This is a genomic window from Loktanella atrilutea (assembly GCF_900128995.1).
In the GTDB taxonomy this organism is placed as follows: Bacteria; Pseudomonadota; Alphaproteobacteria; order Rhodobacterales; family Rhodobacteraceae; genus Loktanella; species Loktanella atrilutea.
The window spans coordinates 743,132-768,744 of record NZ_FQUE01000001.1; the positions used below are offsets into that span (position 1 = coordinate 743,132).

29 protein-coding genes and 2 tRNA genes are annotated in these 25,613 nt (G+C 66.9%); 14 read left to right on the top strand and 17 right to left on the bottom strand.

What is annotated here, in order from left to right:
- Positions 1–13 precede the first annotated feature (13 nt).
- The gene (purC, locus tag BUA54_RS03590; RefSeq protein WP_072855802.1) at positions 14–775 is read right to left on the bottom strand and encodes a phosphoribosylaminoimidazolesuccinocarboxamide synthase; all 762 of its coding nucleotides are present in this window, start codon (positions 773–775) and stop codon (positions 14–16) included.
- Between the two features lie 136 nt (positions 776–911).
- Here purC and BUA54_RS03595 point away from each other — a divergent pair, with 136 nt between their 5' ends.
- The 3 genes from BUA54_RS03595 to bmt all read left to right on the top strand — a co-directional run bounded on the left by BUA54_RS03595 (position 912) and on the right by bmt (position 4,141).
- Positions 912–1,226, top strand: a complete 315-nt coding sequence (locus tag BUA54_RS03595; protein ID WP_072855803.1) for a DUF1476 domain-containing protein — start codon at positions 912–914, stop codon at positions 1,224–1,226.
- 97 nt (positions 1,227–1,323) lie between these two features.
- The gene (locus BUA54_RS21530) at positions 1,324–3,261 is read left to right on the top strand and encodes a phosphatidylglycerol lysyltransferase domain-containing protein (protein ID WP_072855804.1); all 1,938 of its coding nucleotides are present in this window, start codon (positions 1,324–1,326) and stop codon (positions 3,259–3,261) included.
- Positions 3,170–4,141, top strand: a complete 972-nt coding sequence (bmt, locus tag BUA54_RS03605) for a betaine--homocysteine S-methyltransferase (protein ID WP_245810575.1) — start codon at positions 3,170–3,172, stop codon at positions 4,139–4,141. The genes BUA54_RS21530 and bmt overlap by 92 nt, the downstream gene beginning before the upstream one ends.
- Positions 4,142–4,253: 112 nt before the next feature.
- Here the strand turns inward: bmt and BUA54_RS03610 are convergent, their stop codons facing one another.
- On the bottom strand, positions 4,254–5,333 hold the full coding sequence (locus tag BUA54_RS03610; RefSeq protein WP_072855806.1) for a PA0069 family radical SAM protein: 1,080 nt from the start codon (positions 5,331–5,333) through the stop codon (positions 4,254–4,256).
- 145 nt (positions 5,334–5,478) lie between these two features.
- On the opposite strand from BUA54_RS03610, the gene BUA54_RS03615 reads away from it, so the two are divergent.
- From BUA54_RS03615 to BUA54_RS03620, 3 genes are all read left to right on the top strand, one after another.
- The gene (locus tag BUA54_RS03615) at positions 5,479–6,180 is read left to right on the top strand and encodes a corrinoid protein (RefSeq protein WP_072855807.1); all 702 of its coding nucleotides are present in this window, start codon (positions 5,479–5,481) and stop codon (positions 6,178–6,180) included.
- Between the two features lie 86 nt (positions 6,181–6,266).
- The gene (locus BUA54_RS21535; protein WP_245810582.1) at positions 6,267–6,422 is read left to right on the top strand and encodes a hypothetical protein; all 156 of its coding nucleotides are present in this window, start codon (positions 6,267–6,269) and stop codon (positions 6,420–6,422) included.
- Between the two features lie 104 nt (positions 6,423–6,526).
- Positions 6,527–7,048, top strand: coding sequence for a DUF1638 domain-containing protein (locus BUA54_RS03620; protein WP_342742677.1), 522 nt, complete (start codon positions 6,527–6,529; stop codon positions 7,046–7,048).
- Between the two features lie 88 nt (positions 7,049–7,136).
- Here the strand turns inward: BUA54_RS03620 and BUA54_RS03625 are convergent, their stop codons facing one another.
- The gene (locus BUA54_RS03625) at positions 7,137–7,544 is read right to left on the bottom strand and encodes a SufE family protein (protein WP_072855808.1); all 408 of its coding nucleotides are present in this window, start codon (positions 7,542–7,544) and stop codon (positions 7,137–7,139) included.
- Between the two features lie 122 nt (positions 7,545–7,666).
- On the opposite strand from BUA54_RS03625, the gene BUA54_RS03630 reads away from it, so the two are divergent.
- On the top strand, positions 7,667–8,146 hold the full coding sequence (locus tag BUA54_RS03630; protein WP_072855809.1) for a hypothetical protein: 480 nt from the start codon (positions 7,667–7,669) through the stop codon (positions 8,144–8,146).
- On the opposite strand, the gene rnd is transcribed toward BUA54_RS03630, so the two are convergent.
- From rnd to purM, 3 genes are all read right to left on the bottom strand, one after another.
- On the bottom strand, positions 8,143–9,300 hold the full coding sequence (gene rnd / locus BUA54_RS03635; protein WP_072855810.1) for a ribonuclease D: 1,158 nt from the start codon (positions 9,298–9,300) through the stop codon (positions 8,143–8,145). The genes BUA54_RS03630 and rnd overlap by 4 nt on opposite strands.
- An 80-nt stretch (positions 9,301–9,380) precedes the next feature.
- Positions 9,381–9,974 carry a phosphoribosylglycinamide formyltransferase gene (gene purN / locus BUA54_RS03640; RefSeq protein ID WP_072855811.1) on the bottom strand — a complete coding sequence of 198 codons (594 nt, stop codon included), beginning with the start codon at positions 9,972–9,974 and terminating at the stop codon, positions 9,381–9,383.
- Positions 9,971–11,011 (bottom strand): phosphoribosylformylglycinamidine cyclo-ligase, encoded by a 1,041-nt coding sequence (gene purM / locus BUA54_RS03645; protein WP_072855812.1) that lies wholly within the window; start codon positions 11,009–11,011, stop codon positions 9,971–9,973. The genes purN and purM overlap by 4 nt, the downstream gene beginning before the upstream one ends.
- A 161-nt stretch (positions 11,012–11,172) precedes the next feature.
- Between purM and BUA54_RS03650 the strand changes: the two genes are divergently transcribed.
- Entirely contained in the window at positions 11,173–11,421 is a 249-nt protein-coding gene (locus BUA54_RS03650; RefSeq protein WP_072855813.1) for a hypothetical protein, read from the top strand.
- Positions 11,422–11,459: 38 nt separating this feature from the next.
- Positions 11,460–11,535: transfer RNA gene (locus BUA54_RS03655), tRNA-Ile, on the top strand.
- 238 nt (positions 11,536–11,773) lie between these two features.
- Here BUA54_RS03655 and BUA54_RS03660 read toward each other — a convergent pair.
- From BUA54_RS03660 to iscR, 11 genes are all read right to left on the bottom strand, one after another.
- Positions 11,774–11,850: transfer RNA gene (locus tag BUA54_RS03660), tRNA-Arg, on the bottom strand.
- A 50-nt stretch (positions 11,851–11,900) separates the two neighbouring features.
- The gene (locus BUA54_RS03665) at positions 11,901–13,121 is read right to left on the bottom strand and encodes a cysteine desulfurase (RefSeq protein ID WP_072855814.1); all 1,221 of its coding nucleotides are present in this window, start codon (positions 13,119–13,121) and stop codon (positions 11,901–11,903) included.
- Positions 13,121–13,690 carry a YIP1 family protein gene (locus tag BUA54_RS03670; RefSeq protein ID WP_072855815.1) on the bottom strand — a complete coding sequence of 190 codons (570 nt, stop codon included), beginning with the start codon at positions 13,688–13,690 and terminating at the stop codon, positions 13,121–13,123. Before BUA54_RS03670 ends, BUA54_RS03665 begins: the two co-directional genes overlap by 1 nt.
- A complete protein-coding gene (locus BUA54_RS03675) occupies positions 13,687–14,184 on the bottom strand; it encodes a YIP1 family protein (RefSeq protein ID WP_072855816.1) in 498 nt (165 codons plus the stop codon). The genes BUA54_RS03670 and BUA54_RS03675 overlap by 4 nt, the downstream gene beginning before the upstream one ends.
- Positions 14,184–15,464, bottom strand: a complete 1,281-nt coding sequence (locus BUA54_RS03680) for a SufB/SufD family protein (protein ID WP_072855817.1) — start codon at positions 15,462–15,464, stop codon at positions 14,184–14,186. Before BUA54_RS03680 ends, BUA54_RS03675 begins: the two co-directional genes overlap by 1 nt.
- Complete coding sequence (gene sufC / locus BUA54_RS03685) at positions 15,464–16,219, bottom strand: Fe-S cluster assembly ATPase SufC (RefSeq protein WP_072855818.1); 756 nt, start codon at positions 16,217–16,219, stop codon at positions 15,464–15,466. Before sufC ends, BUA54_RS03680 begins: the two co-directional genes overlap by 1 nt.
- A gap of 12 nt (positions 16,220–16,231) precedes the next feature.
- Positions 16,232–16,543, bottom strand: a complete 312-nt coding sequence (locus BUA54_RS03690; RefSeq protein ID WP_072856136.1) for a DMT family protein — start codon at positions 16,541–16,543, stop codon at positions 16,232–16,234.
- 40 nt (positions 16,544–16,583) lie between these two features.
- Positions 16,584–16,898, bottom strand: coding sequence for a heavy metal-binding domain-containing protein (locus BUA54_RS03695; RefSeq protein ID WP_072855819.1), 315 nt, complete (start codon positions 16,896–16,898; stop codon positions 16,584–16,586).
- Positions 16,895–18,418, bottom strand: a complete 1,524-nt coding sequence (gene sufB / locus BUA54_RS03700; protein ID WP_072855820.1) for a Fe-S cluster assembly protein SufB — start codon at positions 18,416–18,418, stop codon at positions 16,895–16,897. Before sufB ends, BUA54_RS03695 begins: the two co-directional genes overlap by 4 nt.
- Positions 18,419–18,439: 21 nt before the next feature.
- A complete protein-coding gene (locus BUA54_RS03705; RefSeq protein ID WP_072856137.1) occupies positions 18,440–19,474 on the bottom strand; it encodes a cysteine desulfurase family protein in 1,035 nt (344 codons plus the stop codon).
- A 78-nt stretch (positions 19,475–19,552) separates the two neighbouring features.
- The gene (gene iscR, locus BUA54_RS03710) at positions 19,553–20,011 is read right to left on the bottom strand and encodes a Fe-S cluster assembly transcriptional regulator IscR (RefSeq protein WP_072855821.1); all 459 of its coding nucleotides are present in this window, start codon (positions 20,009–20,011) and stop codon (positions 19,553–19,555) included.
- Positions 20,012–20,173: 162 nt separating this feature from the next.
- Here iscR and BUA54_RS03715 point away from each other — a divergent pair, with 162 nt between their 5' ends.
- The 5 genes from BUA54_RS03715 to BUA54_RS03735 all read left to right on the top strand — a co-directional run bounded on the left by BUA54_RS03715 (position 20,174) and on the right by BUA54_RS03735 (position 25,482).
- Positions 20,174–20,827, top strand: coding sequence for an alpha/beta hydrolase (locus BUA54_RS03715; RefSeq protein ID WP_072855822.1), 654 nt, complete (start codon positions 20,174–20,176; stop codon positions 20,825–20,827).
- 5 nt (positions 20,828–20,832) lie between these two features.
- Positions 20,833–21,051 (top strand): hypothetical protein, encoded by a 219-nt coding sequence (locus BUA54_RS03720; protein WP_072855823.1) that lies wholly within the window; start codon positions 20,833–20,835, stop codon positions 21,049–21,051.
- Positions 21,052–21,136: 85 nt separating this feature from the next.
- Positions 21,137–22,276 (top strand): HD domain-containing protein, encoded by a 1,140-nt coding sequence (locus BUA54_RS03725; protein ID WP_072856138.1) that lies wholly within the window; start codon positions 21,137–21,139, stop codon positions 22,274–22,276.
- Between the two features lie 84 nt (positions 22,277–22,360).
- Entirely contained in the window at positions 22,361–23,200 is an 840-nt protein-coding gene (locus BUA54_RS03730) for a CPBP family intramembrane glutamic endopeptidase (RefSeq protein ID WP_072855824.1), read from the top strand.
- Between the two features lie 65 nt (positions 23,201–23,265).
- Positions 23,266–25,482 (top strand): DEAD/DEAH box helicase, encoded by a 2,217-nt coding sequence (locus BUA54_RS03735; protein WP_072855825.1) that lies wholly within the window; start codon positions 23,266–23,268, stop codon positions 25,480–25,482.
- Positions 25,483–25,613 lie beyond the last annotated feature (131 nt).

The window sequence follows — 25,613 nt, forward strand, 5'->3', positions numbered from 1 at the left end:
GGTGTTGATATCCTTAGTTGATCAGCGTAGGCTTCGGCCGGTGGGTGACATTGCTGGGCAGCACACCCAGACGCCGCGCGACTTCCGTATAGGCATCGGCCAGATTGCCGAGGTCCTGCCGGAACACGTCCTTGTCCAGCTTCTGGCCCGTCTCCACGTCCCAGAGCCGACAGCAATCGGGGCTGATCTCGTCGGCGACGACAAGGCGCGGGAACTCGTTGTCCCAGATGCGCCCGATCTCGATCTTGAAGTCGATCAGCTTGATGCCGACGCCGTACATCGTGCCCGACAGGAAATCGTTCACCCGCAAGGCCATGCTGACGATATCGTCCATGTCCTGCTGGCTCGCCCAGCCGAAGGCGATGATGTATTCCTCGGGCACCAGCGGGTCGCCCAGCTTGTCGTCCTTGTAAGAGAATTCGACGATCGGACGCGGCAGGGCGGCGCCTTCTTCCATTCCCAGACGCTTGGCCATCGATCCTGCGGCAAAGTTGCGCACGATGACTTCCAGCGGAATGATCTCGACCTGACGGATCAGCTGTTCGCGCATGTTGATCCGGCGGATGAAATGCGTGGGGATGCCGATGTTGCCCAGACCGACCATGAAGAATTCGGACATGCGGTTGTTCAGCACGCCCTTGCCCTCGATCACGTCCTTCTTGGCGCCGTTCCCGGCGGTGGCATCGTCCTTGAAATACTGGACATAGGTGCCCGGCTCCGGCCCTTCGTACAGGATCTTCGCCTTGCCTTCATAGATCAGTTTGCGGCGCGCCATGGGATGCCTCACGTCTGGGGGCGGCCCCGTTGGCGGGCCGCCGCTGACCGCCTCTTACGCCAAGCCCCCCTTGCGGGCAAGCGGTGCGGTCCCCATAACTTCTGCAATGCAACGCCGGACAAAGGACCAATGCCCCATGTCGACGATGAAGGACCGCGAAAACGCGTTCGAGAACAAGTTCGCCCACGACGCCGAGATGCAGTTCAAGGCCGAGGCGCGCCGCAACCGGCTGCTGGGCCTCTGGGCCGCCGACCTGCTGGGCAAGACCGGCGAGGACGCGCAGGCCTATGCCAAGGAGGTCATCAAGTCCGACTTTCAGGAGGCCGGCGACGAGGACGTGTTCCGCAAGGTCCACGGCGATCTGGGCGACAAGGTCTCTGAATCCGACCTGCGCGCCAAGATGGACGAACTGCTGGTCGCCGCCAAGGCGCAGCTGATCGACGAAAACTGATTGCATTTTAGGGGATACGCGGTCTTTCGGGTCCGCGTTTACCCCGCTTTCACACCGCCTGCGCTAGGCCCCTGACATCCCAGTCAGGAGGCCCCGGATGGACGGCATATCTCTCTCGCCACGGGCCGCCGCGCGCACGGCCCTGCCGCTGGCTGTCGGTCTCGGCCTGCTGATCTGGGGCGCCGGGCAATTGCCGCCCGATGCGTTGCGAACGGCGCTGTCCGGCCTGCCCGCCATCGCGCCCTGGCGCTGGATCGCCGCCGTCGCCCTGACCGGCCTCAGCTTCCTCGCCATGGGCCGGATGGAGGCGTCGTGGCACGTCGCCCTGCGCCTGAACACGCAACCCTGGGCCGCGCGCCGGACCGGTCGCCTTGCCGTCGCCATTGGGCAATGCCTCGGCGCCGCCAGCGTCGTCGCGGCCCTCATGCGCTGGCACCTGCTGCGCGAAACCGCCCGCGCCGCCGACATCGCCCGCCTGTCGCTCGCCGCTTCCCTTTCCTTCATGCTGTGCTGGGGCCTGACGGCGCTGGTCGCGCTCTGGTGGATCGCACTGGCGCAAATGCCGTCCCTGTCGCTGTCTGCGCTGCCATTGGTCGTGACAGGTGCGGCACTGGCGCTGTGGCGCTACGCCCCGATGCTGTGGCGGCACCGCAGGCTGGCGGCGGCGGTTTTCCTCTGGTGCCAGCTCGACCTGCTCTGCGCTGCGCTGGTCTTCGTCCTGCTGGCCCCCGCCGACCTGCCGGTGGCAGAGGTGGCGGCGGTCTTCACGCTCGCCCTTGGCGCGGGTCTGGCCACGCACCTGCCGATGGGCCTCGGCGCCTTCGATCTGGTCGTGCTGGCCCTGTTGCCTGTCCCGGTGGCGGACATGTTACCCGCCCTGCTCGCCTACCGCCTGATCTACGGCCTGTTGCCGGGTGTCGCGGGCCTGTTGTCCTTGCGCCAAGCCACCGCTCTGCCGGGCCGCGACGCCCTGCGCCACCTGCTGCGCGACCGCGCCCCCGCCATCTGGGGCCTCGCGGAGCAGGGCGGCGCCGTCTGGCAGGACGCACGGGGCGCCGCCCTCGTCGGGCGGGCCCTCTTCGCCAAAACCGTCATCGGCGAACCCCTGGGCCGGATCCCCGCCGCCCTGACCCTTACCGCCCGCTACAAGTGCTGCGCCCGCACCGCGGTGCGCCTGCGGCGGGGCGGCTGGGCCGTCATGGTCATCGCCATGGACAGCATCATCGACCCGCAGGTCTGGTCACTTGACGGGCCCCACCGCGCCGCCCTGCGGCGCAAGCTGCGGCAGGCGCAGGCAAAGGGGGCCACCGTCGCAATCATCGACCCCGCCAACCACCGGCACGACATGGCACGCATCGCCGCCGCGTGGGCCCGCACCCATGGTGGAGAGCGGGGCTTCTCCATGGGCCGCTTCCATCCGCACGCCCTGTGCGATCAGCTTGTCTTCGGCATCCATGTGGACGGCACCCTACGCGGCTTCGTCAGCTTTCAGACCGGCCCGCAGGACTGGGTGCTCGACCTGATCCGCTACGACGGCACCCTGCCCTCCGGCGCGATCCACACTGCCGTCGCCGCGGGCCTCTCCGCCGCTCAGGCCGCCGACGTGACCGAGGTCAATCTTGGCGCCACCGTGACCCAGCGCGGCCCCTGCGGCTGGCTGGGCCGCCGCCACGGCGGTCTCGCGCAGTTCAAGGGCAGCTTCGGCCCGCGGTCCCGCCCGCTCTATTTCGCCGCACCGGGGCCGCTGCGGTTCGGGCTGACCGGCCTTGCGGTGCTCTGGGCCGTCCAGCGGCCCCATGCGCGCCTGTCCTGCCGGCTCGGACGATTGTCTTTTGCCGCGCCTCATGCGACGGAGGGGACAACTGTCCGCTCCGGACTCCCTGCACCGCTCGAGGCCCCCGATGACCAACGCATTCGCCCAACTTCTCGCCGCGCGCGACTGGATCCTCGCCGATGGCGCCACTGGGACAAACCTGTTCAACATGGGCCTCTCCTCCGGCGACGCGCCCGAGATGTGGAACGTCGAACATCCTGACCGCATCGCAAAGCTCTATCAGGGCGCCGTCGACGCGGGCTCCGACCTCTTCCTGACGAACAGCTTCGGCGGCAACGCCTCTCGGCTGAAGCTGCACGACGCGCAGAACCGCGTGATGGAACTGAACAGGGCCGCCGCCGAAATCGGACGAGAGGTCGCCGACAAGGCCGGCCGCACGGTCATCGTCGCGGGGTCCGTCGGGCCGACGGGCGACATCATGGTGCCGATGGGCAGCCTGACACACGCGCTGGCGGTCGAGATGTTCCACGAACAGGCCGAAGGCCTGAAGGCCGGCGGCGCCGATGTCCTCTGGGTGGAAACGATCTCCGCCTTCGAGGAATACGCCGCCGCCGCAGAGGCCTTCAAGCTGGCCGACATGCCCTGGTGCGGCACCATGAGCTTCGACACCGCGGGCCGCACGATGATGGGCGTCACCAGCCGCGAGATGGTGAAATCCGTGGGCAAGCTCGACTACCAGCCGCAGGGGTTCGGTGCCAACTGCGGCACGGGTGCGTCGGACCTGCTGCGCACGATCCTCGGCATGGTCGACGCGAACCCTGACCTGCCGCTGATCTCCAAGGGAAACGCCGGCATCCCGAAATACCACGACGGCCACATCCACTACGACGGCACGCCGGAGCTGATGGCCGACTACGCCGAACTCGCCCGCAACTGCGGCGCAAGGATCATCGGCGGCTGCTGCGGCACCACGCCGGAACACCTGACCGCCATGCGCGAGGCGCTGGAAACCCGGCCCAAAGGCGACCGCCCGACGCTGGATCAGATCACCGCGGCCCTGGGCAGCTTCTCTTCCGACTCCGACGGCACCGACGGTAACGGCCCGGTCCGCGCCGCCCGCCGCGGCAAGCGCCGGGGCTGACCGCACCGAAGGACGCCCCCCCGACCGGGAAGGCGTGACCTCCGCCCCTCTCTGTCTTCAAAATATCCCCGCCGGAGGCTCGGCCCCCCGGGGCCGACATCCACGGCCCGCCCTACAGCAATGACAGCTGATCACCGGGCCTTGGCGGCACCGCGAACAGATCGCACCGCAGCGCCGGCAGCCGCCGGTCCAGCCCCAGCCGCCGCGCGGCAAGATCGAACCGCTGCCGCAGCAGCCGCGCCCATTCCCCCTGCCCGGTCATCCGCGTGCCGAACGCCGGATCGTAGTCCATCCCGCCGTGCAGTTCACGCACCCGCCCCATGATCCGGGCGGCGCGGTCGGGATAGGCCTCTGCCACCCAGTCGCGGAACAGCCCCGCGACCTCGCGCGGCAGGCGCAGCACGATGGAGGATGCGGCAACGGCACCCGCCTCCGCCCCCGCCGCCAGAATCGCCTCCAGCTCATGGTCCGTCAGCGCGGGCACGACGGGAGAGACCATGACCCGCACGTCGATCCCCGCGTCGGTCAGCGCCCGGATCGCCCGCAGGCGCACGGCGGGCAGCGGCACGCGCGGTTCCATCGCGCGGCTGGTCGCAGGGTCCAGCGTCGTCACCGATATTCCGACCCGCGCCAGCCCCTTCGCCGCCATCGGGGCAAGGATATCGATGTCGCGGGCGATCAGCGCGCCCTTGGTCACGATGGCGACCGGGTGGTTGAAATCCGACAGCACCTGCAGGATGCCGCGCATGATCTTCCGGTCCCTCTCGATCGGCTGATAGGGGTCGGTGTTCGTGCCGATCGCGATCGTCCGCGGCACGTAGCCCCTCGTCCGCAACTCCTTTTCCAACACCGCCGGCGCATCGGGGCGCGCGATCAGCCGCGTCTCGAAATCCAGCCCCGGCGACAGGCCGAGGTAGGCATGGCTCGGCCGCGCGAAGCAGTAGATGCAGCCGTGTTCGCAGCCGCGGTAGGGATTGATCGACCGGTCGAAAGAGATGTCGGGCGAGGTGTTCCGCGAGATTACCCGTCGCGGCACCTCCTCGCTCACCTGGGTGCGCAGCACCGGCAGGTCGTCGTCATGGGTCCAGCCATCGTCGGCATCTTCCCGCGTCAGCCGGTCGAAGCGGACGTCCGGATTCCCCCCGGCGGCCCGTCCGGGGGTGCGATAACGTGGCGGCGGTCCCAGATCCATGGCTGCAATCTGGAACGAAACGGAAACAAAGGCAAGGCCGCGTCGGTCCCATTCGCGGACATGTCGCAATTTATCGCGTGCCGGTCTGGGCAAAGGCGCATGACGAAACTACAACCCGGCCAAAGCCGCGCAAAAGGATCGCCCCATGTCCGACGACGACGACATCATCCTCGCCGACCTCAACGACGAAGACCTCGTCGCGCAGATGTTCGACGACCTCTACGACGGCATGAAGGAAGAGATCGAGGAAGGCGTCAACATCCTGATCGAACGCGGCTGGGAACCCTACAAGGTCCTGACCGAAGCGCTGGTCGGCGGCATGACCATCGTCGGCGCCGATTTCCGCGACGGCATCCTCTTCGTGCCAGAGGTCCTGCTCGCCGCCAACGCGATGAAGGGCGGCATGGCCATCCTGAAGCCCCTGCTGGCCGAAACCGGCGCACCCACCATCGGCAAGATGGTGATCGGCACGGTCAAGGGCGACATCCACGACATCGGCAAGAACCTCGTCGGGATGATGATGGAAGGTGCCGGATTCGAGGTCATCGACCTTGGCATCAACAACGCTGTCGACGGCTATATCGAGGCGCTGGAAAAGGAAAAGGCCGACATCCTCGGCATGTCGGCGCTGCTGACCACGACCATGCCCTACATGAAGGTCGTGATCGACACGCTGGTCGAGAAGGGCATGCGCGAGGACTACATCGTCCTTGTCGGCGGCGCGCCCCTGAACGAGGAATTCGGCCGCGCGATCGGCGCCGACGCCTATTGCCGCGACGCCGCCGTGGCGGTCGAGACGGCAAAAACATGGATGGCGCGCAAACACAATCGTGCGAGCGCCGGCTGACCTGCTTTCAGGTTTGGCCAGATCGCACTTTACAGACGGTGAAGAAGTTCTCTACTGGAGGTCGTCTCTAGGGGGGAGGAAACATCATGCGTATCGGATCGTTTCTATGGCTGCTGACCGCGGTGCTTGCCCTGTCCGCGCTGACCGTGAGTCTTGCCAGCATGTCGGGGATGCTGGCCCTGTTGCCGGCGGTGACCGCCGTGTTGCTGGTGCTGTCGGTGCTGCTGCGCCGGGCGCGCTGACACCGCCACCGGACCACCTGCTGACCGAAACCGGACTGCGCCCCACCGGGCGCGGCCGCGTCCTGCTGCTGGCCTGCGGGGCACTGGCGCACGAGATCATCGCCTTGCGGCGGATGAACGGCTGGGACCACCTCGACCTGCAATGCCTGCCCGCGATCTGGCACAATCACCCGGAGCGGATCGTGCCGGCGATCGAAGAGGCCGTCGCCGCCCGCCGCGGCGCCTACGACCGCATCTTCGTCGTCTACGCCGACTGCGGCACCGGCGGCCAGCTGCAGGCCGCCTGCGAAACCCTGGGCGTCCAGATGATCCCCGGCCCGCACTGCTACAGCTTCTTCACGGGCAACGCGGCCTTTGCCGAGGCCTGCGACACGACAGCCTTCTACCTCACGGATTTCCTCGCCCGTCAATTCGATGCCTTCGTCTGGCGCCCCCTCGGCCTCGACCGCCACCCGCAGCTGCGCGACACGTATTTCGGCAACTACACCACGCTGATCTACCTGGCCCAGACCGACGACCCGGTCCTGACGAAGACCGCCCACAAGATCGCCGCCCGCATGGGCCTTGCCTTCGAACACCGCCACACCGGCTACGGCGATCTCGCGCAGGCCCTCGCCACCGCCTGAGCCCTTACGTCTCGTCACGAATACCTCGGCGGACGCCGGCACGGCGGGGGGCAGCGCCCCCGGTCTCCGATTTTTCTAGAAAAATCGGCTAGCGCCCAGCCGCCACCGCGCGAATCCGCTCCACCATGGCGCGCAACCCGTTCGACCGCTGCGCCGACAGGTGATCCGTCAGCCCCAGCCGCCCCAGTTCTGCAGCCGCGTCGATGCGGTCGACCTCGGCCAGCGGCACGCCGTCGTAAAGCGCGCCCAGGATCGCCACCAGACCGCGCACGATCATCGCGTCGCTGTCGCCGCGAAAGTGAAAGACCCCCTCCTCCGGCAGCGGCACCAGCCAGACCTGGCTGGCACAGCCGTCGACCTTGGTGGCAGGCACCTTCAGCGCCTCGTCCAGCGCGGGCATCGCCTTGCCCATATCGATGACATGGCGATAGCGGTCCTCCCAGTCGTCGAGGAATTCAAAGGTCTCCACGATCTCCTCGAATGCGGGCGTGGCCATGCTGCGGTCTCCTGTCTGGTCAAGGTTGATCTAGGCAACAGGGGGGCAAAGGTCCAGCCGCAGGCACTTTCCTCAGCACGGCAATTCGGCTAGGTCATGGATCACACTGCGAAAGGCCCGCCATGCGTCCCGTCCTCAGCCTGATTCTGATCGCCACGCTCGCCACCTCGGGCTGTGCCCGCATCGCGGAATCGCCGCTCAACCCGATGAACCTTTTCCGCGGGTCCGGCGCCGTGCCGCGGGATGCCAACGGCAACGTCCAGCCGCTCGTCACCGCGCGGGATCTGGAACGGGCAGAGGATACGCGCGGCCTGATCGCGACGGTCGACACGGTCGAGCTGGAAAACGTCCCCGGCGGTGCCGTGCTACGCGCCACGGGTCGCGCCGCGGGCCAGGGATTCTATGACGCGGGCCTCGTGCCCGTCGCCGCTGCGGATGGCACGCTGGTCTATGAATTCCGGGTCCGGGCCCCCGCCACGATGCCCGTCGCCCCGACCCCGCAGGACATCACCGTCGCCGCCAAGATCGACAGCGTGACCCTTGCCGGGGCCACGCGGATCGTCGTCATGGCCGCGCAGACGGGCCGCAGCGTCGCCCGCTAGCGCGGCACCGTCACCACGCGCTGGCCATCGACCGCCAGCGCGACCTTGCCCTGCGTCAGCAGCAGCGCGTCGCGGCCGAAGACCTCGTTGCGCCAGCCCTTCAGCGCCGGGATGTCGCGCTGTCCCGCCGCCAGCAGGTCCAGATCGGCAGACGACGCGATCAGCTTCTGCGCCACGTCCTCGGCGTCCGACTTGGCTTTCAGCAGCACGCGCAGCATGTCCGCGATCGCCGGGTTCACCTGCAGCTTCTCGCGGCTCAGGTCCGGCTTCGGCAGCTTGTCGTTGGGCATCGCCAGACCGTCCTTGACCGCCTTCAGGATGCCGTCGGCGATCTCGCCCCGCCGCGCCTCGCGCAGCAGCAGGCGCAGACGGCCCAGATCGCCCTCGTTCCCCGGCTTGGCGCTGGCGATCTCGACCAGCGCATCGTCTTTGAACACCCGGCTACGCGGCACGTCCTTGGTCTGGGCATAGCTCTCGCGGAACCGCGCCAGCTCGCGCACGATGCTCAGGAACCGGCCGGAGTTCGTGCGCGTCTTCACCCGCTCCCACGCCGTATCGGGATCGGTTTCATAGGTGGCAGGATCGTTCAGCACCGCCATCTCCTCGTTCACCCACTTCTGCCGCCCGGTGCTGCGCAGCCGGTCGTTCAGGTATTCGTAGATGTCGCGCAGATAGGTCACGTCGCCGATGGCATAGGTCTTCTGCGCATCGGTCAGCGGCCGGCGCGACCAGTCGGTAAAGCGGCTCGACTTGTCGACGCCGTCCTTGCAGATCTTGCGCACCAGCGTCTCATAGCCCGCCTGATCGCCGAAGCCGCAGACCATGGCCGCGACCTGCGTGTCGAACAGCGGGCTGGGGATCAGCTTCGCCTCGACCCAGAAGATCTCCAGATCCTGCCGCGCCGCGTGGAACACCTTCACCACGCCCTCGTCCCGGAACAGATCGTAAAGCGGTTCCAGCGACAGCCCCTCGGCCAGCGGATCGACCAGCACCTCGTCGTGGCCGGTCTCGTCCTGCCACGCCAGCTGCACGAGGCAGAGCTTTGCATAGTAGGTCCGTTCGCGCAGGAATTCCGTATCGACGGTGACATAAGGGCGCTTGGCGGCGGCGGCGCAGAAGGTGGCCAGCGCCTCGGTCGTGGTAATGGTCTGCATGAAAGCCTTGTATTCTGGGCCGCTATGGCGCGGACAGCACCGTGATAAGCGATCGCGCGGGCCTTGGAAACCCTGGCGTATCAGCCGTCCAGCATCACCGGCGTGCGGTCACCGGCCAGATACCGGCGCAGCACCAGCGGATACAACCGGTGTTCCAGCGGCAGCAGCCGTTCGGCCAGCGTCTGCGGCGTATCGCCAGGGCGCACGTCCATCCGCGCCTGCCCCAGGATCGGCCCGTCGTCGAGATCGGCGGTCACCTCGTGTACCGTGCAGCCATGCCGCGCGTCGCCCGCCTCCAGCACCCGCGCATGAGTGTGCAGCCCCTTGTATTTCGGCAGCAGGGACGGATGGATATTCAGCATCCGCCCGGCCCATTTCGCAGTAAACGCAGGCGTCAGGATCCGCATGAATCCCGCCAGCGCCACGACCTCGATCCGCGCCTCTTCAAGTGCCGCCTGCAGCGCCGCCTCGAACCCCACGCGATCCTTGGGGAAATCGCGGTGATCGACCACGGCGGTCGGGATTCGCAGGGCATTGGCCTTCAACAGGCCGCCGGCACCGGGATCATTGGCGATCACCAGCCGCGCCCGCCCCGGATGATCGCCGGTCATGTCCCGGGCCAGCGCCACCATGTTGGACCCGCCGCCGGAAATCAGGATGCCGACGCGTGTCACGCAAGCGCGCCGGTATAGCGCACGCCCGCACCCGTCGCCACGCGGCCGATGCGATGCACCGTCTCGCCCTCGGCCACCAGCAGGTCCGCCAGTGCATCGGCCCGGTCCGCGGCCACGACCAGCACCATGCCGATCCCCGCGTTGAACGTCTTCAGCATCTCGGCCTCTGCCATGCCGCCCGCATCCCGCAGCCAGCCAAAGACCGGCGGCAGCGCCCAAGAGGACAGCTCGATCTCGCAGCCCAGATCGTCTGGCAATACGCGCGGCAGGTTCTCGGTCAGGCCGCCGCCGGTGATATGGGCCAGCGCATGCACGCCGCCCGCCCGCACCGCCGCCAGCGCCGGTTTCACGTAAAGCCGCGTCGGCGTCAGCAGGGCGGCCCCCAGCGGTCCGTCAGCGAAGGGCGCCGCGTCGTGCCACGCAAGGCCAGAGGCTTCGACCACGCGCCGCACCAGCGAATAACCGTTGGAATGCACGCCATTGCTGGCGAGCCCCAACAACACATCGCCCGCCGCGACCCCTGCGGGCAGGTCCGCCCCGCGTTCCATCGCGCCCACGGCAAAGCCCGCAAGGTCGAAATCGCCGCCATGATACATCCCGGGCATCTCCGCCGTCTCGCCGCCGATCAGCGCGCACCCCGAGGCTGCGCAGCCCGCGGCGATGCCCTCGATGATCCGCGTCGCGGCCTCCAGCTCCAGCTTGCCTGTCGCGAAATAGTCGAGGAAGAACAGCGGCTCTGCCCCCTGGCAGACCAGATCGTTGACGCACATGGCGACAAGATCGATGCCGATGGTATCCACATTGCCGGTGTCGATCGCGATCCGCAGCTTGGTCCCCACGCCATCCGTCGCCGCCACAAGGATCGGGTCGTCATACCCCGCGGCCTTCAGGTCGAAAAGCGCGCCGAATCCGCCCAGACCGGCCATCGTGCCGGACCGCTGCGTGCGTTTCGCGGCGGGCTTGATCCGCTCGACCAGCGCATTGCCCGCGTCGATGTCGACGCCCGCGGCGGCGTAGGTCAGTCCGTTCTGTGTCATGTGGCGATCCCCGTATCAGGCCCCGTTCCGGTGCCTGCGCGATACCTCAGGTCCGCGCTTGGTGCAACGGCGCAACACGTCAACGGCCTGCGCGAAAAACCGCTGAATGTGATGAAACCTTTCCGGCAAAGGCGGGTTAGGCTCGCATGATGATACACCGCATGTTTCCCCTGATCGCCCTGCTTGCCACCCCCGCCACGGCAGAGGTCGTGTCCATGGCCCCGATGCCGATGGACGACCTCTGGGTCGAGGTGCCGGTCGACGCGACCTTCACCCCTGGCCCGCCGACCTATGACGACATCGTCGCCATGGCCAACCTCGACGACGATCCTGCCGTCATTTCCGACCGCGAACGCGAGATGATCGCGCTGCTGTCGCAGGTCCTCGGATCGGCCCCGATCACCAACTGACTTGACCCCGCCGATGCGGACGTTATGCCTGACACGGGGGGCCTGTAGCTCAACGGTTAGAGCAGGGCGCTCATAACGCCTTGGTTGCGGGTTCAAATCCTGCCGGGCCTACCAACCTCCCCACAAGACAACCGGCGACCCTGATGTGCAGTCACAGTCAGGTCTCGCAACGTCCTGAAAACCAGCCATCCCGCGCACCGCGGTCCATCCCGGCGCGATTGACGCCGGGGCCCCTCGCCGTCACCACCTCCCCCGACAGACCGGGTCCGCCACGGCGTCCCCCTTCTTCTCGTCAAAAATACCTCGGGGGCGCGGGGGCTGGCCCCCGCCACTTCGGCGCGCTGCGGAAATGTGGTGCACCCGACAGGATTCGAACCTGTGGCCTCTGCCTTCGGAGGGCAGCGCTCTATCCAGCTGAGCTACGGGTGCCTTGGTGCGTCTATAGCGGCGCGAAAACCGCGCCGCAACGCGAAAAGGCCTCAGGCGAAAAGTTCGTGGCACAGCTCCAGCGCGTCGACCAGCGCATCGACCTCGGCCGTGGTGTTGTAGACGCCGAAGGACGCGCGGCAGGTCGCCGTCAGCCCCAGGTGATCCATCAACGGCATCGCGCAATGGGCACCGGCGCGCACGGCCACGCCCTTCTTGTCCAGCACGGTCGAGATGTCGTGCGCATGCGCGGGCCCGTCCAGCGTGAAGCTGAAGATCGCGCCCTTGCCCGGCGCGTTGCCCTGCACCTGCAGCCAGTTCAGCCCGTGCAGCCGGTCCTGCGCGTAGTCGCGCAAGCCAGCCTCGTGCGCCGCGATGTTGTCCATGCCGACGTCCATCATCCAGTCCAGCGCGACGCCAAGGCCCACCGTCTGCACGATCCCCGGGGTGCCGGCCTCGAACTTCATCGGGGCGTCGTTGTAGGTCACCGCATCGCGGCCGACCTCTCGGATCATGTCGCCGCCGCCAAGGAAGGGCCGCATCTCCCTCATCCGGTCCGGATGCACGAAGATCGCCCCGGATCCGCTTGGCCCGTATAACTTATGTCCCGTGATGGCATAGAAGTCGCAGCCGATGTCCTGCACATCGACCGGCAGGTGCACCGCAGCCTGAGAGCCGTCGACCAGCACCGGCACGCCCTTGGCATGGGCGCCCGCACAGATCGCCTTCACGTCCACCAGCGTGCCCAGGACGTTCGACATCTGCGTGACGGCGACCAGCTTGGTCTTCGGCCCGATCGCATCGATCACCGCCTGCGGGTCGAGCGATCCGTCGGCGGCGGTGTCCACCCATTTCAGCACCACGCCCTGCCGCTCGCGCAGGAAATGCCAGGGCACGATATTGGCGTGGTGCTCCATGATCGACAGCACGATCTCGTCGCCCGCTTCCATCCGCGGCGCGGCCCAGCCATAGCTGACCATGTTGATGCCCTCGGTCGTGCCGGAATTCAGGATGATGTCATCCTCCGACCCCGCGTTCAGGAACCGCGCGATCTTGCCACGCACGCCTTCGTAATGATCGGTCGCCACATTCGAAAGGTAATGCAAGCCACGGTGAACATTGGCATATTCGCTTTCGTACATCCGCGTCATCGCGTCGATCACCACGCGCGGCTTCTGGGCAGAGGCACCGTTGTCGAGGTAGACCAGCGGCTTGCCGTTGACCTCTCGCCCAAGGATCGGGAATTGCGCGCGGATCGCGTCCACATCGAACATCAGAGGGTGCCTCCTTGCAGGGTCACGCCGATCAGGGCCAGCAGCAGCGCCAGCCCGAAGGATATGCCAAGCACGCCGATCACGACGGTGCCCAGCGATTTCAGCAGACTGTCGAACCCATGCAGCACGTTCACGAGGTGCAGCAGCGCAAAGACCAGCCACGCCAGACCGGCCAGCGTCACGATCCCCGCCAGCGGCGGGAACAGCAGCAGGGCCAGGGTCTGCACGATCTGGATCACCAATGCCATGGCCTGCCACCAGACGACCAGCAGGATCGCCGCGGCAAAAGCGCCCTGTCCGCCGATCATCCGCCCCGTCCAGTAGATCGCGGCGATCATCATCAGCAGCGACGACCCGAGGATGACGCACAGCATGAAGGGGCTGGCGCCGACCATTGCCGCCTCTGCCGGCGACAGGAACAGGCCCAGTTGCAGCACCAGCACCGATGCTACGGTGACCAGCGCCGCCATCTGCCACAGCACGCCCCCCGGCAGCGCCGTCCGCGTCAGCGCGCGGGCGGTCCCCGCCGGGTCGCGGAACGATCCCCCTATGAAGGCCCCGGGCGTCACGCCTCGGCCTCGCGCAGGGATTGCAGCCAGATCACGGCAAAGGCCACGATCCAGAACGCGCCGACCAGATGCGTCCCCGCCACCTGCCCCAGAAATCCGGCCATCAGGCCATAAAGCAGCAGCACCGGCACGCTCGCCAGCAGCGACCAGAACAGCGCCAGCCGGGCAGAGTAGAACGTCCCCTGCCCGCGAAACGCTTTCGCGACCAGATGGCTGATCGCCGCCAGAGCATAGAGCGCCAGCGGCCAGATCGTCAGCCAGGCGAAAAGCTCGTAGGTCATCAGCTGCCCGATCTCGCGCGGCTCCACCCCCGGGGCAAGGTCGAACCCCGCCGCCGTGCGCGCCAGCCGCGGCCATTGCGCGACGAAGACCAGCAGGCAGAACACGATGAGGTAGGCCAGCGCCCGGTCCTCCCGCTTGCCCTGTGCCAGCAGGTCGCGCATGACGGCGCGCGGTCCGCGCCAGGTGCGGACGATGTCAGCCGTGACCGCCATCAGTGCTGGTGACGGTCCAGCCAGCCCGCCAGCCGGTCGCGCAGATCGTCTGCAAGGCTCTCGTCCGCGATCTCCTGCAGCGCTTCGGCGAGGAACGACAGGGTCAGCAGAGTCGTCGCCGTCTTCTCCGGCACGCCGCGGGACCGCAGGTAGAACAGCGCATCCTCGTCGATCGCGCCAGAGGTGCTGCCGTGCGAACAGGCCACATCATCGGCATAGATCTCCAGTTCCGGCTTGGCGAGGAACTGGCTGTCGCCGTCCAGCAGCAGCGACTGGCTGATCTGATAGCCGTCGGTCTTCTGCGCGCCGTGCTTCACCAGGATCTTGCCCTGAAACACGCCAACGGCACCGTTGCGCAGCACCTTCTTGAACACCTGCCGGCTCTCGCAGCCAACCGCGTCATGGGTGATGAACACCGTGTCGTCGTGGTGGAAATCCTCGCCATCGCCGACGCAGGCCCCTGCGACATGCGCCGTGGCATCGTCGCCCAGGATCTCCATGATGCAGTCGTTGCGGGTCAGCGCACCGTTCACCGACAGGGTGAAGGACTTGAAGGTCGCTTCCGCCCCGATCCGGGCAAACGTGTGGGTGTTCATGCGGCGGCCATGGTCGCGGCCCTGCGCGCGGACATGGTGGAACGCGGCACCGTCGGCCACATCGACCTCCATGTTCGAGGCAAACCGCGCCGCCCCGGCGCCGCTTTCCAGCAGCGTCACGACAGCACCCGCGTCCAGCTTCACCACATGATGCAACGCCACGTCGGCCCCTGCGTCCTTGCGGTCATAGCGCAGATGGATCATCCCTGCCTGCCCGGTCACGTGGATCAGCAGCCCGTCCGTCGCCGTGGCCGTGGTCAGCGCCGCCAGGGGACGCTCCACCGGTTGCTGCCCACGCTCTTCCAGCGTGCCCAGCAGGTCGGCGGCCCAGGTCAGGTCCTGCGCCTGCGCCAGCCGCGTGATCGTCACGCCGGCGGCCGACAGATCGTCAGAGGCACCTTCGTCGAAGACTCCGTCCACGAAGACCACCCGCAGGGCGTCGGCCCCGGAAAACTCCGGGTCTTCTTCGACCTCCAGCACATCGGCCGTGATCGCAGCCGCGTCGGTCAGCGTCGTCGGATCGGTGAACCGCCAGTACTCGTCGCGCCGCGCCGGCAGCCCCACGGCCGCCACGCGCCCCAGCGCCGCCTTGCGCGCCTTGGTCAGCCACGCAGGCCCTTCGGGCAGCATGACGCCCTCCAGCCGCGCGTCCGTCGCGTCCTGTTTGCGTTGCGGCAGGGCCATTACGCCTCCTCCGCCATCAGGTCCGCGTAACCGTTGTTCTCGACCTCCAGCGCCAGCTCCGGCCCACCGGTCTTGATGATGCGCCCGTTCGCCATGATGTGCACGACGTCAGGTTTGATATGGTCCAGAAGCCGCTGATAATGCGTGATGACAAGGAACGACCGCCCTTCAGACCGCAGTGCGTTCACGCCGTCCGCCACCAGCTTCATCGCGTCCACGTCAAGGCCGGAATCGGTCTCGTCAAGGATACACATCTTCGGTTCCAGCATCGCCATCTGCAGGATCTCGTTGCGCTTCTTCTCGCCACCCGAAAAACCGACGTTGACCGGCCGCTTCAGCATCTCGGCGTCGATCTGCAGGTCCTTCGCCTTGGCGCGGACTTCCTTCAGGAAGTCGCCCGCAGACAGTTCCTCCTGCCCCCGCGCCTTGCGCTGCGCGTTCACGGCCGTGCGCAGAAAGGTCATGTTGCCGACGCCCGGAATCTCGACCGGGTACTGAAACGCGAGGAATAGGCCCGCCGCGGCGCGCTCTTCCGGCTCCATCTCCAGCAGGTCCACGCCGTCCAGCGTCGCCGTCCCGCCGGTCACTTCGTAGCCGTCCTTGCCGGACAGCACGTAGGACAGCGTCGACTTGCCGGACCCGTTCGGGCCCATGATCGCATGCACCTTGCCCGCCGGAACGGTCAGGTCCACACCCTTGAGGATCGACTTGTCCTCGTCTTCAAGATCGACCTTCAGGCCCTTGATTTCCAACATGACTTCTTCCTTCTATCCTTTGAACACCATGGCTGCCCCGCACGCCATCAGCGCGAAACCACCCAGCGTCATCCAACTCACGCCTTCCTTCAACCAGAAGACAGAGAACCCCGTGAAGACCACCAGCGTGATGACCTCCTGCATCGTCTTCAGCTGCGCCGCCGAATAGACCGTGTGACCGATCCGGTTCGCCGGCACCGCCAGCCAGTACTCGAAGAACGCGATCCCCCAGCTGACCAGCACGACGACCCACAACGCCTGCGCCGGAAACTTCAGATGCCCGTACCACGCGAAGGTCATGAAGACGTTCGACGCGACCAGCATCAGCACCGGCAGGACGTAGGGCGTCACCGCAGAACGCGCCTCATCCCAGCACCACCGCGGTGCCAGAGACCGAGACCATCAGCATCGTGTCGCCGACGACCTCGTAATCGATATCCACGCCGACGACCGCATTGGCCCCCATCTTGGCGGCCTCGTCCTGCAACTCGCCCATCGCGGCCTCCCGCGCATCGCGCAGCTTCGTCTCGTAAGCCCCTGACCGGCCACCGACAAAATCGGTGACCTGCGCAAAGAAATCGCGCACCACGTTGGCGCCCATGATCGCCTCGCCGACCACAATCCCCTTGTAGTCGCGGATCGGACGACCCTCGACGGTGGGTGTCGTCGTGACGATCATCCGACCGACCCTTCGAGGCTGATCGCCACCAGCGCCTGCGCCTCCATGGCGAATTCCATCGGCAGCGCCTGCAGCACTTCCTTGCAGAAGCCGTTCACCACCAGCGCCACGGCCTCTTCCTCGTCCATGCCGCGGCTGCGGCAATAGAACAGCTGCTCGTCGTCCACCTTTGACGTCGTCGCCTCATGCTCCACACGGGACGAATTGTTCTTCACCTCGATGTAGGGCACAGTATGCGCCCCGCACTCCGACCCAATCAGCAGGGAGTCGCACTGGGTATAGTTGCGCGATTCCTTGGCCTTGGGGTGCATCGACACCAGCCCGCGATACGTGTTCTGCGCCTTGCCCGCCGAAATCCCCTTGGACACGATCCGCGACTTCGTGCGCTTGCCGAGGTGCACCATCTTGGTACCCGTATCGGCCTGCTGCATGTTGTTGGCGATGGCGATGGAATAGAACTCGCCCTGTGAATCGTTCCCCCGCAGGATGCAGCTGGGATACTTCCACGTCACGGCAGAGCCCGTCTCCACCTGCGTCCACATGACCTTCGCCCGGTCGCCCCGGCAGTCGGCGCGCTTGGTCACGAAGTTGTAGATGCCGCCCTTGCCCTCGGCGTCGCCCGGATACCAGTTCTGCACCGTGGAATACTTCACCTCGGCGTCTTCCTCGACGATGATCTCGACCACCGCCGCGTGCAGCTGTGCGACGTCGCGCTTCGGCGCCGTGCAGCCTTCGAGGTAGCTGACATAGGACCCCTTGTCCGCGATGATCAGCGTCCGTTCGAACTGGCCGGTATTTTCGGCGTTGATGCGGAAATAGGTGCTCAATTCCATCGGGCAGCGTACGCCCGGCGGGATGTAGACGAAGGACCCGTCGGAAAACACAGCCGAATTCAGCGTGGCATAGAAGTTGTCCGACGGCGGCACGACGCTGCCCAGATACTTCTTCACCAGTTCCGGATGCTCGCGGATCGCCTCCGAGATCGAGCAGAAGATCACCCCGGCCTTGGCCAGTTCCTTCTGGAACGTCGTGCCCACGGACACGGAGTCGAAGACAGCATCCACGGCAACCTGACGGCCCTCGGCGGGCGGCGCCTCGGCGCCCTCGACCCCGGCCAGGATCGCCTGCTCCTTCAGCGGGATCCCCAGCTTCTTGTAGGTTTCCAGAAGCTTCGGATCGACCTCGTCCAGCGACTTCGGCTTCACCTCCATGCTCTTCGGCCGGGCATAGTAATACAGGTCCTGGAAATCGATGTCCGCCAGCTGCAGCATGGCCCAGTTCGGGACGCTCATGCCTTCCCAGCGCTGGAACGCCGACAGGCGCCAGTCGGTCATCCACTCCGGCTCCTCGTTCTTGGAGGAGATCAGCTTCACGATATCCGGGTTCACGCCCTTGGGCGCGTAGTCCATCTCGATCTCGTCGTCGTTCCAGCCGTACTTGTAGGCCCCCGACAGCTGCGCCACCGCATCGACGGTCTCCTGATCGACGCCCTCTTTGACGTCAACATCCATTGCAGCCATTTTACTCACCTCTCTCGGCACTCACGCCGCCATCATCCGTCTGGCCCTGGCACACCATGCATCCGCAAAGGCCATGACCTCGTCTTCCGTCGTCTCCAGCCCCAGCGACACGCGCAGCGCGCAGCGGGCCTGATCGTCACCGTATCCCAGCGCCGTCAGCACCGGCGATGTGCGGACCTTGCCGCTGGAACAGGCGGACCCCGCGGACACCGCGAAACCCGCCAGATCCATCGCCATCACCTGCGTCTCGCCCCGCCAGCCGGGACAGATCATGCAGCTGGTATTGGGCAACCGATCGACATCATTCCCGACAAAAATAGTCTGCGGCACGGCATCCGCAACCGCTTCTTCTAGAATATTTCTAAGTTGCGCAACCCGCGACCAGCGCCCGGCGGCCAGATCGTCCTGCGCCGCCGCCGCCGCCGCCGACATGCCGGCGATCGCCACGATGTTCTCGGTTCCCGACCGCCGCCCCATCTCCTGCCCGCCACCGCGCAACCGGGCGGTCACGTCAAAGCCCTGCGGCACCACCAGCGCGCCCACGCCCTTCGGCCCGCCGAACTTGTGAGCGGACAGAAAGACCTGCTCCACTCCGGCCCAGGCATAGGAAAAGGCGACGCGGCCAAAGCCCTGCGTGATGTCGCTCACCGCCAGCCCCTCGGGCAGCGCCTGCAGGATCCCGGTCTCGGAATTGGCAAGCTGCACCACGGACCGGGCGGGATCGGTCACGACGACGCGCCCCCCCGCCACGGGCAGATCGCAGTCGACCCAGGCCCGCACCGCTTCATGCTCCAGGTCCGACCCATGCAACCCGCGCCCCGCCAGCGCCAGCGCCGCCGCCTCCGTCGCCCCCGACACGAAGACGACATCCGCCCCGGAGGCGCCCACCGCCTCCGCCACCGTGGCCCGCGACCGCTCCAGCAGCGCCTTCGCCGCCCGCCCCTCGCCGTGCACCGAACTGGGGTTGCCCACCACGTCCATCGCCGCGATCATCGCCGCCCGCGCCTCCGCCCTCACGGGCGTCGTTGCATTATGATCCAGATAGATCCGGCTCACGGCCACAGGTCCTCGCTTTTTCCATAAATACTCCGGGGGAGGCCCTTCAGGGCCGGGGGCAGCGCCCCCTGCGACATCTCACTCATCGACCACCTCGAACAGGGCGGGCACCGCCGGACAGGGGGCCATGGCATTGCCCACCACGTCGCTCAGCCGCGTCTGGTGCAGAAAGACATAGACATGCGCGCTCAGCCCCTCCCACAGCCGATTGGTCAGCGACTGGGCGCGGCTGCCCGATGCCCCGCCAGAGGCGCCGGCCCCCTTGTGCATGGCACTCACCGTCTCGTCCACGGCACCGAGGATGTCGGCCACCCTGATCTCTGCCGCGGGACGCGACAGGCGGTAGCCGCCGCCGGGGCCGCGCACGGATTCGACCAGCCCCTCGCGCCGCAGCTTCACGAACAGCTGTTCGAGATAGGGCAGGCTCACGTCCTGACGGCGCGCGATCTCCGTCAGGCTGACCAGCGTCCCGTCCGGTTGCAGGGCCAGATCGGCCAGCGCCACCATCGCATAGCGTCCCTTGGTGCTCAATTTCATCGCAAATGCCCTCCAACCGCCATAAACATTGACGAAGCCGCGCGGCCTGATTAGGTCACGGCCAATCCCCTCGCCCGGCACGCCGTGCGAATTTAGAATCTTTCTAAGGTGCCCGAGCGTTTTCGTCAAGAATACCTCTCGCCCGCAGCAGATGGAACGTTCATGCCCGAAGTCATCTTTCCCGGTCCCGAAGGCCGCCTCGAAGGCCGCTATCACCCGCAAAAAGACCGTGACGCGCCCATTGCCATCGTGCTGCATCCGCATCCGCAGTTCGGCGGCACGATGAACAACAAGGTCGTCTACAACCTGCATTACGCCTTCTACAACATGGGCTTCACCGTGCTGCGGTTCAACTTCCGCGGCGTGGGCCGGAGCCAGGGCGAATACGACCAGGGCATCGGGGAACTCTCCGACGCCGCCTCCGCCCTCGACTACCTGCAGTCGATGAACAACAACGCCAAGCATTGTTGGGTCGCCGGTTTCTCCTTCGGGGCCTGGATCGGCATGCAGCTTCTGATGCGCCGGCCCGAGATCACGGGCTTCATCTCCGTCTCGCCGCCCGCCAACATGTACGACTTCAGCTTCCTCGCCCCCTGCCCGGCCTCGGGCCTCATCATCAACGGCGCCGCCGACCGCGTGGCGCCGCCCGCCGATACGGTCAGCCTCGTGAACAAGCTGCACGACCAGAAGGGCATCACCATCACGCACGAGGAAGTGCCCGGCGCCGGCCATTTCTTCGAGGATCCGCACATGGACCCGATGATCGGCAGCGTGAAGTCCTACGTCCGCCGCCGCCTGACCGAAAGCACCCGGTAAGCCCCATGTCCTACGTCGACGACGTCGCCCTCGACCTTGCGCAACTGGCCCTCGCCGATGCGGAACGCACCGGCGACGACAAGATCGTCGACCAGATCGGCGAATTGCTTGGCGCGTCGTCGCAGACGCTGCAGGAAAGCTACCTCACCTTCGTCCGCATCCGCCGGGCAGAGGCGCGGGCGCGTCAGATCCTGACCGCCCGGGCCGCGAAACCGGCCGGTTGACGCTCAGTGCGGTCCGGTTAAGGGGTCGTGAAATATAACATAATATGTTTCGCATGCGAAACATTTGCTTTTTGAAATGTATTTCATGTCCGCTTCCGATCGCCTCTCCCGCCAGCTTGCCTTCCTGTCCGAAGCCGACCGCCTGAAGTCCGTGGTCCGCGCAAACGTCCTGATGGACGGCTCGCGGCACGAGAATTCCGCCGAACATTCGTGGCACCTCGCGCTCTGGGCCCTCGTCTTCGGCGCGCCGCCGGCGGCGATCCACATGGCCCTGCTGCACGACGTGGTCGAGATCGACGCGGGCGATCATCCGATCCACCTGCCACAGGACCACGCCGCCATCGCGATCAAGGAACGCGCCGCCGCCGACCGGCTCTATCCGATCCTGCCCGCCGATCAGGCAACCACCTTCCGCGCGGTGTGGGAGGATTTCGAGGACGGCACCTCGCCCGCCGCCCGCACGGCGCGGATGCTCGACATGGCGCAGCCGCTGATGCAGGAACTGGGCAACGCCGCGCAGACGGAGGTGGAGCGTGACATCATCCGCGCCCTGCTCGCCACCGGTCGCCCCGCCGCGCTGGCCGACGACTGGCCCGGCCTCTACACCTACGCCCTCGGCCTGCTCGATCGCACCGGCGCCCGCCTCGACGCGGACACCACCGCCCGGCTGCGCTTTCTGGCAGAGGCGGACCGGCTCAAGACAGAGCTGCGCGCCACGACCCTCTTCGACGGTTCCCGCCGCGAGAATTCGGCAGAGCACAGCTGGCACCTTGCCCTTTACGCCCTGACGCTGGCGGAACATGCGGTCCGCCCCGTGGACACCGACCGGGTCATCGCGATGCTGCTGATCCACGACCTCGTGGAAATCGACGCGGGCGACCTGCCGATCCACACCGCCGCCTCCGACCGGAACGCCAAGGCCGCCGACGAGGCCCGCGCCGCAGCGCGCCTGTTCGGCCTCTTGCCACGGGACCAGGGAGCCGCGCTTCACGCGCTCTGGACCGAATTCGAGGCGGCGACAAGCGACGATGCCGTCTTTGCCAAGGCGCTGGACCGGGTGCAGCCGGTCATGGCGAATCTGGCGACCCGTGGCGGCACGTGGCTGTCCTACAACGTGACCCGCGACCAGCTTGAGACCCGTGTCGGCGACAAGGTCCGGCGCGGGGCGCCGGCCCTGTGGGATGCCATTCTGCCGCAGATCGACGCGTTTTTCACCGCGACGTGACCTGACCGCACGATCCGCAGTCTGACCGCTGGTCACGGCGGGCGCGATCGGACATGGTCGCGCATCGCCCCGACAGGACACTGCATGCGCCCCTTCTCGACCCTCGCCGCCCGCTATCCCGGGGCCTGCGCCGCCTTCGTCCTGACCCTCTTCGCGGTCTGGTTTGCGCTGCCCACGATCCTGTCCCGACCGGTCGATGCGACGGGCGGTACCGGCACCTTCGACCTGTCCGACCTGCGCCCCTACATCGTGACAGAGGCGGTGGTGGCGGCGGTGCTTCTGGTGCCGGTCGCCCTGTTCCGCTGGGGCCGCTTGACCGGCCTGCGCGGGCCGGTGGACCGGGCGGGCCTGCGCCTGTCGCTCTGGTTCATCCTGCCGGGCCTCGGCATCGTCGCTCTGGTCTGGGCCGCGCTGCTGACCGATGCGCCGCGGGAGGACACCGCCCGCCAGATCGCCATGATCGGCACGATGACCCTGCTGATCGGACTGTTCGAGGAGACGCTGTTCCGCGGTGTCGTGCTGGGCGCGCTGCGCCATCGCCTGTCTGCCGGGATGGCGATCGTGGTCTCGGGCGTGCTTTTCGGCCTGTTCCACGTGGTCAACGCGCTGGTGGGTCAGGACATCGCCCTGACGGCGATCCAGATCGTCAGCGCCACGGGCCTCGGGCTGTTCTTTGGCGCGATCACCGTGCAGGCGCGCAGCGTCTGGCCGGCAATCCTGCTGCATGCGATCTGGGACGCTTTCGCCCTGTCGATGGCGCTGATGCTGCGTCTGTCGCCGCAGGCCGCGACAACGACGTTGCCGCAACCGGGATTCGCTGCGCTGATCGGTCCCGCCTTGCTGACCTTCGCCGCCTGGCGCATCCACCGGCGCTGGCGTCGGCGCACCGCAGCGGCGGAAGAACGCCAAATGCCCTGCATTTGATGCTGGACAGCGTGGGTCAAGGGGCATAGGGCGCGAAGCTTATATTCAGACCGGACCCTTGCCCCATGATCGATTCCCTTGCCAAAGCCCTTGCCGAAAAGGGCTATGACACCCTGACGCCCGTTCAGGAGGCGGTGACCGATCCGGCACTCGACGGTCAGGATCTGCTGGTCAGCGCGCAGACCGGGTCCGGCAAGACGGTGGGATTCGGTCTTGCCATCGGGCCGACGATCCTCGCGGAGGACGGCACCTTCGGCCCGGCCGGGCGGCCGCTGGCGCTGATCGTGGCGCCGACGCGGGAACTGGCGTTGCAGGTCAAACGCGAATTGTCGTGGCTTTACAAGGACACCGGGGCCGTTCTCGCGTCCTGCGTCGGCGGCATGGACGCGCGTGACGAACGCCGCGCGCTGGACCGCGGCGCGCATATCGTCGTCGCCACGCCGGGGCGTCTGGTCGACCACGTGAACCGCAGCAACATCGACCTGTCCGACATCCGCGCCATCGTGCTGGACGAGGCGGACGAGATGCTGGACCTCGGCTTCAAGGACGATCTGGAGTTCATTCTGGGCGAAGCTCCGCCCGCGCGCCGCACCCTGATGTTCAGCGCCACCGTGCCGCCGATGATCGTGAAGCTGGCGAAATCCTATCAGAAGGACGCGGTGCGCGTCGCCACGACCACCAAGGAAGGCCAGCACGCCGACATCGACTATCGCGCGCTGAGCGTCGCACAGCATGACGCCGACAATGCGATCATCAATGTGCTGCGCTATTACGATGCGCCCAATGCCATCGTCTTTGCCAACACCCGCGCCATGGTCACGCGGCTGACCACGCGGCTGAGCAACCGTGGCTTTTCCGTTGTCGCCCTGTCCGGTGAGTTAAGCCAGCAGGAACGGTCCCATGCCTTGCAAGCGATGCGCGACGGGCGGGCCAAGGTCTGCGTGGCGACCGACGTGGCGGCGCGGGGCATCGACCTGCCGAACCTGGAACTGGTGATCCACGCGGAATTGCCGACCAATGCGGAAATCCTGCTGCACCGGTCCGGCCGGACGGGTCGCGCGGGGCGCAAGGGCATCTCTGCCATGATCGTGACGCCCAAGATGCGCCGCCGGGCCGAGAATCTGCTGACCTGGGGCAAGCTGACCGCGACATGGGCGGTCCCACCCTCTGCTGACGAGATCCTGCGCAAGGACGAGGAACGGCTGCTGAACGACGAGATCTGGTCCGAAACCTTCAACGCGGAGGAGCTGGCCTTTGCCGGTCGCCTGCTGGAGGCACATGACGCGACCCAGATCGCCGCGGCCTACCTGCGGCTTTATCAGGGCAAGCAGTCCGCGCCGGAAGACCTGACCGAATATAACGCACCGCCGCCGCGTGAAGGCCGCGAGACGGCGCCGCGCGAACGGAAAGAGACCTTCGGCCCGTCGAAGTGGTTCCGCGTCAACGTGGGCCGCGACCAGAAGGCCGAGGCGCGCTGGCTGCTGCCGATGCTGTGCAAGGCCGGCGACATCACCAAGAAGGAAATCGGTGCGATTCGCATTCAGGCGGACGAGACCTTCGTCGAGATCGCCGAAGCGGCCGCCGCCGGGTTCCTGAAGGCCGTCGGCCCCGACATGGTGCTGGAGAATCAGGCGGAGCTGTCCGAGGTGGACGGCATCCCGCAGATCAGTGACCGGGGCGCGCGCCCCGACAAGAAGGCCTATGCCAAGCGCGACGACGCCGCCCCGCGAAGCCCTCGCCCGCGCGACACGACCCCGCCGCCGCCCAGCCGTCAGGACGACGTGGCCGCGATCGCGCCGCAGTCCGATACGCCGAAAGAGCGCAAGCCGCGCGCCAAGCCCTTTGCCAAGCCGGAGCGTCGCGATCACGGCGATGCGGTCGTCGATCTGAACAAGCCGAAGGCGAAGCCGGTCTGGAGGGGCAAGTCCGACGACGCCCGCCCGGCCCGCGCCCCCTATCGCGCCGACGGCGACGCCAAGCCGGCCTACAAGGGCAAGACCGATGGCAAGCCCGCGTGGAAGGGCAAGTCGGACGACAGGCCCGGCTACAAGGGGAAGTCGGACAAGCCGCCCTACAAGGGCAAATCGGACGGAAAGCCGGGCGAAAAGCCCGCGTGGAAAGGCAAATCCGACGCAAAGCCCGCGTGGAAGAAGCCCGACGGCGCGCCAGCGAAGCCCAAGGCCAGTGCCTCTGACACGTCCAAGCGGTTCGTGCCGCCGGGCGGCAAGGCGGGACCCCGCAAGCCCGCAGGCAAGGGTCCGCTGAAGCGCGGACCGAAGTGACGATTGCTGCGGCGGAGCGGTGAACAATGCCTTAATTCCGCCACAGTTGCGCCCCGCGCGCGACACGATTCGACCCCATCCACGACACATCGTCCGGTAGAAGACGATGGGTTTCGGAACCAACCGAAGGC